This window comes from Vibrio sp. V23_P3S9T160, assembly GCF_963886625.1.
Lineage (GTDB): Bacteria > Pseudomonadota > Gammaproteobacteria > Enterobacterales > Vibrionaceae > Vibrio > Vibrio anguillarum.
Window position 1 is genome coordinate 38,150 of record NZ_CAWPDB010000106.1, and the last position, 5,679, is coordinate 43,828.

Annotated in this window: 4 protein-coding genes and 1 pseudogene; 1 reads left to right on the top strand and 4 read right to left on the bottom strand. The window is 44.8% G+C overall.

Features of this window, described 5'->3' with window-relative positions; translation table 11 throughout:
• The 4 genes and pseudogenes from AACU59_RS06145 to AACU59_RS06160 all read right to left on the bottom strand — a co-directional run.
• A pseudogene (locus AACU59_RS06145) lies at positions 1-116 on the bottom strand (formate/nitrite transporter family protein); the annotation flags it as partial.
• A 142-nt stretch (positions 117-258) separates the two neighbouring features.
• Positions 259-594, bottom strand: coding sequence for a nitrite reductase small subunit NirD (gene nirD, locus AACU59_RS06150; RefSeq protein ID WP_094144562.1), 336 nt, complete (start codon positions 592-594; stop codon positions 259-261).
• A 2-nt stretch (positions 595-596) separates the two neighbouring features.
• Complete coding sequence (nirB, locus tag AACU59_RS06155; RefSeq protein WP_094144563.1) at positions 597-3,185, bottom strand: nitrite reductase large subunit NirB; 2,589 nt, start codon at positions 3,183-3,185, stop codon at positions 597-599.
• Positions 3,186-3,644: 459 nt separating this feature from the next.
• Complete coding sequence (locus AACU59_RS06160) at positions 3,645-4,256, bottom strand: hypothetical protein (protein WP_237666621.1); 612 nt, start codon at positions 4,254-4,256, stop codon at positions 3,645-3,647.
• Between the two features lie 242 nt (positions 4,257-4,498).
• Here AACU59_RS06160 and AACU59_RS06165 point away from each other — a divergent pair.
• A protein-coding gene (locus tag AACU59_RS06165) for an IS3 family transposase (protein WP_094132009.1) occupies positions 4,499-5,649 on the top strand; the annotation gives its coding sequence in 2 pieces (ribosomal slippage) (positions 4,499-4,742 and positions 4,742-5,649; 1,152 coding nt in all).
• Positions 5,650-5,679 lie beyond the last annotated feature (30 nt).

Genomic DNA, 5,679 nt, shown 5'->3' on the forward strand with positions numbered 1-5,679 from the left:
AAGACCCCCCCCGCCATAATGCCGCGAATCAGGGTATCGCGCGTTGACATGAAGATTTTGCTTTCGCCAGCGTCAATCATTGTTTGCACAAAATCGGCAGGTTTTACATAAGACATAATGGTCCTTATTGTCACCAAAGTTAAAATTAAAAAGGGAAATTGAATAGATAAAGGCTCCCAGCCATCGATGCTTCACCAAGAGAGCTCGATGAACAAAGAACCTTTTTGCTATTGAATCTCATCGTCTCAAAAGCGGCTGTTAAGCCGCGACTTCGACCACACCGTCGGTGACTCGCGCGGCATAAGCTTTCACGCTAAAGCGTTCATCTTCCATACATTGGCCTGTTATGAGATTGAAACGCTGCTTTTTAAGCGGGCTTGCTACCCAGAACAGCTCTTGATGTTGGCAAATAAAACCGCGTGACAACACATTGGCTCGAGCAAAGGGATCCATATTGCTTATCGCCATCACTTCTTGCGCCTCAGTCGGACGGAAGAGAGCCACTTGCTCACCATTCACCAGTGCACACACACCCGTTCCGGGAACAATGTCATTAATGTCACAGATGGCTTGAAATACTGTGTTATTGGCCATGGTTATTTCTCCAAAACAGGGGTAGAGATTGCCGAATCAGCAAGCGCAATGTGGAATATATCGCCTTTTGCTGCTGGGTGTTTTTCGCTATAAGTCGCAGGACGGTGCTGCTCACGAGCGCTGACGAACACGACGTTCTCATCGCGTAAATCAGAATTAATGAAGTGAGTAAAACGAGTTAATTGCTCAGGATGATTAAGCGTTTCTGTCCATTCACAGCGATAATCAGCAATAAGCTTCGCCACATCCGCTTCGAGTTGATCGTTAATGCCCAACTTATCGTCCACAATCACTTCACGCAGGTAATCAACACCACCTTCTAGGTTGTCTAGCCACACTGAGGTGCGTTGTAATTTATCGGCTGTGCGAATGTAGAACATCACGAAACGGTCGATGTATTTCAGTAGTGTTGCTTCATCTAAATCAGAGGCCAGCAGATCCGCATGCCGAGGCTTCATACCACCATTACCGCAGACATACATATTCCAACCCGCATCGGTCGCGATCAGGCCTAAATCTTTCCCTTGCGCTTCGGCACATTCGCGGGTGCAACCTGAGACACCAAACTTCATCTTGTGTGGTGTACGGATACCTTTGTAGCGGTTTTCAATCAGCACACCCAAACCGACGCTGTCTTGCACACCAAAACGACACCACGTACTACCGACACACGTTTTTGCCATGCGCAGAGCTTTGGCATAGGCTTGGCCTGTCTCGTATCCAGCATCAATCAGTTTGCGCCAAATCTCAGGTAAATCGTCTTTTTGAGCACCAAACAGACCAATGCGCTGCGCGCCCGTCACTTTGGTGTAAAGTTTGTATTCCTGAGCGACATTCGCCAGCACCGCAAGCGCTTGTGGTGTGACTTCACCACCCGCCATGCGTGGGATCACCGAATAAGTACCGTCTTTTTGCATGTTACCCAAGAAGTTATCATTGGTGTCTTGCAAACTGACCAGCGATAGCGAGAGCACATGATCCCCCCAACACGAGGCCAGAATCGAACCAATTGTTGGCTTACAGACTTCGCACCCATAACCGCTTCCATGTTTTGCCAACATCTCATCAAAACGTTTGATACCGTTAATGCGGATCAAATGGAACAGCTCTTGGCGTGAATACGCAAAGTGCTCACAAATATCGTTTTTGACTTCCACACCCGATTTAGCCAGTTCCGCATTCAGAACCGACGTCACTAAAGGCACGCAACCACCACAACCGGTTCCGGCCCCTGTCACCGCTTTAATCGCGCCGAGCGTATGATGACCATCGGCCACGGCTTGGGCAATTTTCGCTTTAGTCACATCAAAACAAGAGCAGATCACAGCAGTATCAGGTAGTGCATCTGCGCCTAATGCCGGTTTTTCAGCGCCAGCATGCGCAGGTAGAATCAAGGTGTCTGGGTGTTTGGGCAGCTCAATATCATTGAGTTTGAGTTGCAGTAAATCGCCGTAATCTGACGTGTCGCCAACTAAAACTGCACCAAGCAATTTTTTACCGTCTTCAGAAACGATAATGCGCTTATAAACTTCATCTTCTTCATTTTGATAGACGTAGCTTTTACAACCCGGCGTTCGTCCATTGGCATCGCCAATCGATCCCACCTTCACACCCAGCAGTTTGAGCTTGGCGCTCATGTCTGCACCACTAAATTGGCTCTCATTGCCCACAAGATGATCAACCGCAACCGTTGCCATTTTGTAGCCAGGAGCAACCAGACCGAAGAAAGTTTGATTCCAAGAAGCACATTCGCCAATCGCGTAAATATCAGGATCGGATGTTTGGCAGTGATCGTTAATGGCAACGCCACCACGCGGCGCGATGTCTAAGCCCATTTCACGAGCTAATTTGTCCTGAGGACGTATCCCTGCGGAAAATACGATGAAGTCAACTTCCAAATCCGAACCATCGGCAAACTTCATGGTATTACGAGCGGTCTCGCCTTGAGCAACGATCTCTAGCGTATTTTTGCTAGTGTGAACTTGCACCCCCATCCGCTCAATTTTATTACGCAGTTGTAAACCGCCTTGCAAGTCAAGTTGCTCAGCCATTAATACCGGAGCAAACTCAATCACATGGGTTTGTACGCCCAACGCTTTCAGCGCGCCAGCCGCTTCAAGGCCAAGTAAACCACCGCCTATCACTACGCCACTTTTGCTCTTTTTCGCGCACGTTTCGATGGCCTTTAGATCTTCAATGGTGCGGTAGACAAAGCAGTCTTTACTTTCATTGCCTTTGATCGGCGGTACAAAGGGATAAGAGCCCGTCGCCAAGACTAATTTGTCATAGCTCACTTCACGGCCAGTATTTGAATAGACCACGCGCTTTTCGCGGTTAATGTTAATCGCTCGCTCGCCCATCAAGACATTAATCGCATGTTTTTGATAGAAACCCGGCTTAACAAGCGAAAGCTCTTCAGCAGTATGGTGTGAAAAGTAGGAAGAAAGATGGACGCGATCGTAGGCAACACGCGGTTCCTCACAAAAAACCGTGACATCAACAGCCGATGCCTCCATTTTTTCGACCAAATCTTCGATATAGCGATGGCCAACCATGCCATTACCGATGACAACCAGCTTCATCCTGCTCATATGGGTTCCTAATTATGGTAACGTTTCATTGAGCGAGATTTTTAATTATGAAAGAAAATGAATTACTGATGTAAATCAATTACAAACTCAAACTACCCTAAAGAGGTAGCCATAAAGAGGAATATCAGAGAGAAATAAACACCTTACCGTGAATACTAAGGGCCGACAGGTATAGGAAAATAATTAATATAGTATGATCGCTTCTAATCAAACCTGGCCATTTACAACAAAATTTGTCAGTTTTCCCTCTATCAAAACACTTGGCAGAAGTTATATAAACAACTCAAACACGCTCATTATGCTTTCGAGTAGAAGCTTATGACGAGGTGTTCCTCCTCTTTTAGGGGGAGGGAATTAATTTCGTGAGTATTGGGTATGCTATTTATGATGAGCGATATAGGTTACTGGAATGTTTTTGTCCAATTGCTAGTTCCACCACAAAGGTATAAATATTAAGCATTAATCTATTTCTGGTAGCTCATCTTTGCCCATCCAGTCTAGCGGGGATGCTAACTCGACAAAGTCCTTATATTCATCCATGTCTATAGAGTCGTATTTATTTTTGATATAGAAATACTTAACCCATAGAAGTGCAGGTACGCCTAACATTTGTGCATCTTTGTCATATTGATGTTTTGTGTACTCTTCAGTTAGAGTCTTGCTGAGTTTTTCTAAAGGTGTCTGTTCTTGAGTCCGGCTACTGTGATCTTGGCCTAGAAATAATGATTCCGAGGGGAATTTTCCAGTTTTTCCAGTTGAACCAAAGTGAGAAGAGAAAATTTCTTGGAGATACTTAATTAAGTAGAATCGATAACTCCCAGATGTATATCGGTTAGCTACAACGGCTTGACGAGGATTGAACTTAAAATTAGGTGCATATTCCTGTGGATCGAAGTTCATTTCAATATGGCGCATATGAGAGTTTTCTGGAATGTAAGTTTCGAGGAACTCATTCAAGTAGATAGTCTTTTTACTATTACCACTTTGCTCTACTCTCGTAAATTTACCACTTACTATTTCATCAAAAAGATTATGATCTTTCTCTTTGATACAAAGCAAAGCTGTTAACATCAATATATCAATCTTAGAGCCTCTGGGCATATTTGAGATTGTTGCTACTACCCTATCTGCGATTTGGATTGCAGTGCGAGCAGAAACCTTAAAAGCATCAAGAACTACAGATATATTTCGTAGTGTTGTTTTCGCATCTTCATTAAAAGGGAGTACTTCAATTTGTAAGTCTCTGAAGTATGATCCGCCCCAGCAGTTTTGGACACTGAGTTAAGTGAGTACAATCACTAACGAGGTGAACAATGACAACTAAGAAAACTAGAATTAAACATTCCCCTGAATTTAAAGCAGAAGCCCTGAAGTTAGCAGATAAAGTGGGAGTAGCTGCGACAGCAAGACAGCTTTCTTTACACGAATCTCAAATCTACGGGTGGCGGAAGAACTCGAAGAAAGACACCAGTACTAGTCAGCGAGAGCAAGAGCTAACCGCAGAGGTTGCCAAGCTCAAAAGGCAGTTGGCTGAGCAAGCTGAAGAGCTAGAAATTGTAAAAAAGGCCGCCACCTACTTCGCGAAGAATCTAAAGTAGATTGCTACGAGTTTATGCTCGAACACCTGCTGTGCTTCAGTATAGTGCGTATGGCTAAGGTGTTCGGGATTTCCCGAAGTGGGTTTTATTACTGGATTAAGCATCGGCACAACGCCATCCAACGTGAGGCTATTCGCCAACAGCTTGATACAAAAGTTAAAGAAGCTTTCGACAACAGCAAAGGCCGAGATGGCTCAAGGCGTATCCAAAAAGAACTGTCTGAGAACGGTGAACGCTACAATGTTAAAACCATTGCTGCCAGTATGAAGCGTCAAGATTTAACGCCGAAAGCTGCACGCAAGTTTAAGTGCACTACGGACAGCAAGCATCAAATGCCTGTTGCTCCAAACCTGTTGGCTCAGAATTTTAGCGCATCTGCTCCGAATGAAAAATGGGCTGGAGACATCACCTATATAGCGACAAGCGAAGGCTGGCTGTACTTGGCGGTAATTATTGACCTTTACTCAAGACAAGTAATTGGATGGTCTATGGATACCAGAATGACGGCTACGCTGGTCTGTGATGCGCTATCAATGGCGTTGTTCCGTCGCGGATTCCCCGAGCAGGTTATCGTTCATAGTGATCGAGGTAGTCAGTACTGCTCAAAAGATTATCGAGATCTCATAACTGCTTATAATCTAAAACAAAGTATGAGTAGGAAAGGAAATTGCTGGGACAATGCTTGTGTTGAGAGCTTCTTCCATTCTATGAAAGTTGAAGCAATCCAAAATGAGCCGATTATGACGAGAGACCAGATGCGCCAAACGATCTTCGAGTACATAGAGGTTGATTATAATCGGACGAGAAGGCACAGTGCTCTTGGGTATCTAAGCCCAGTTAACTTTGAACAGCAAAATGTCGCTTAATGAAGTGTCCAGTCTAGCTGGAGCAGATCA

Coding starts and splice junctions, on each gene's coding strand:
- nirD (WP_094144562.1), bottom strand. CDS start 594: ATGGCCAATAACACAGTATTTCAAGCCATCTGTGACATTAATGACATT.
- nirB (WP_094144563.1), bottom strand. CDS start 3,185: ATGAGCAGGATGAAGCTGGTTGTCATCGGTAATGGCATGGTTGGCCAT.
- AACU59_RS06160 (WP_237666621.1), bottom strand. CDS start 4,256: ATGTTAACAGCTTTGCTTTGTATCAAAGAGAAAGATCATAATCTTTTT.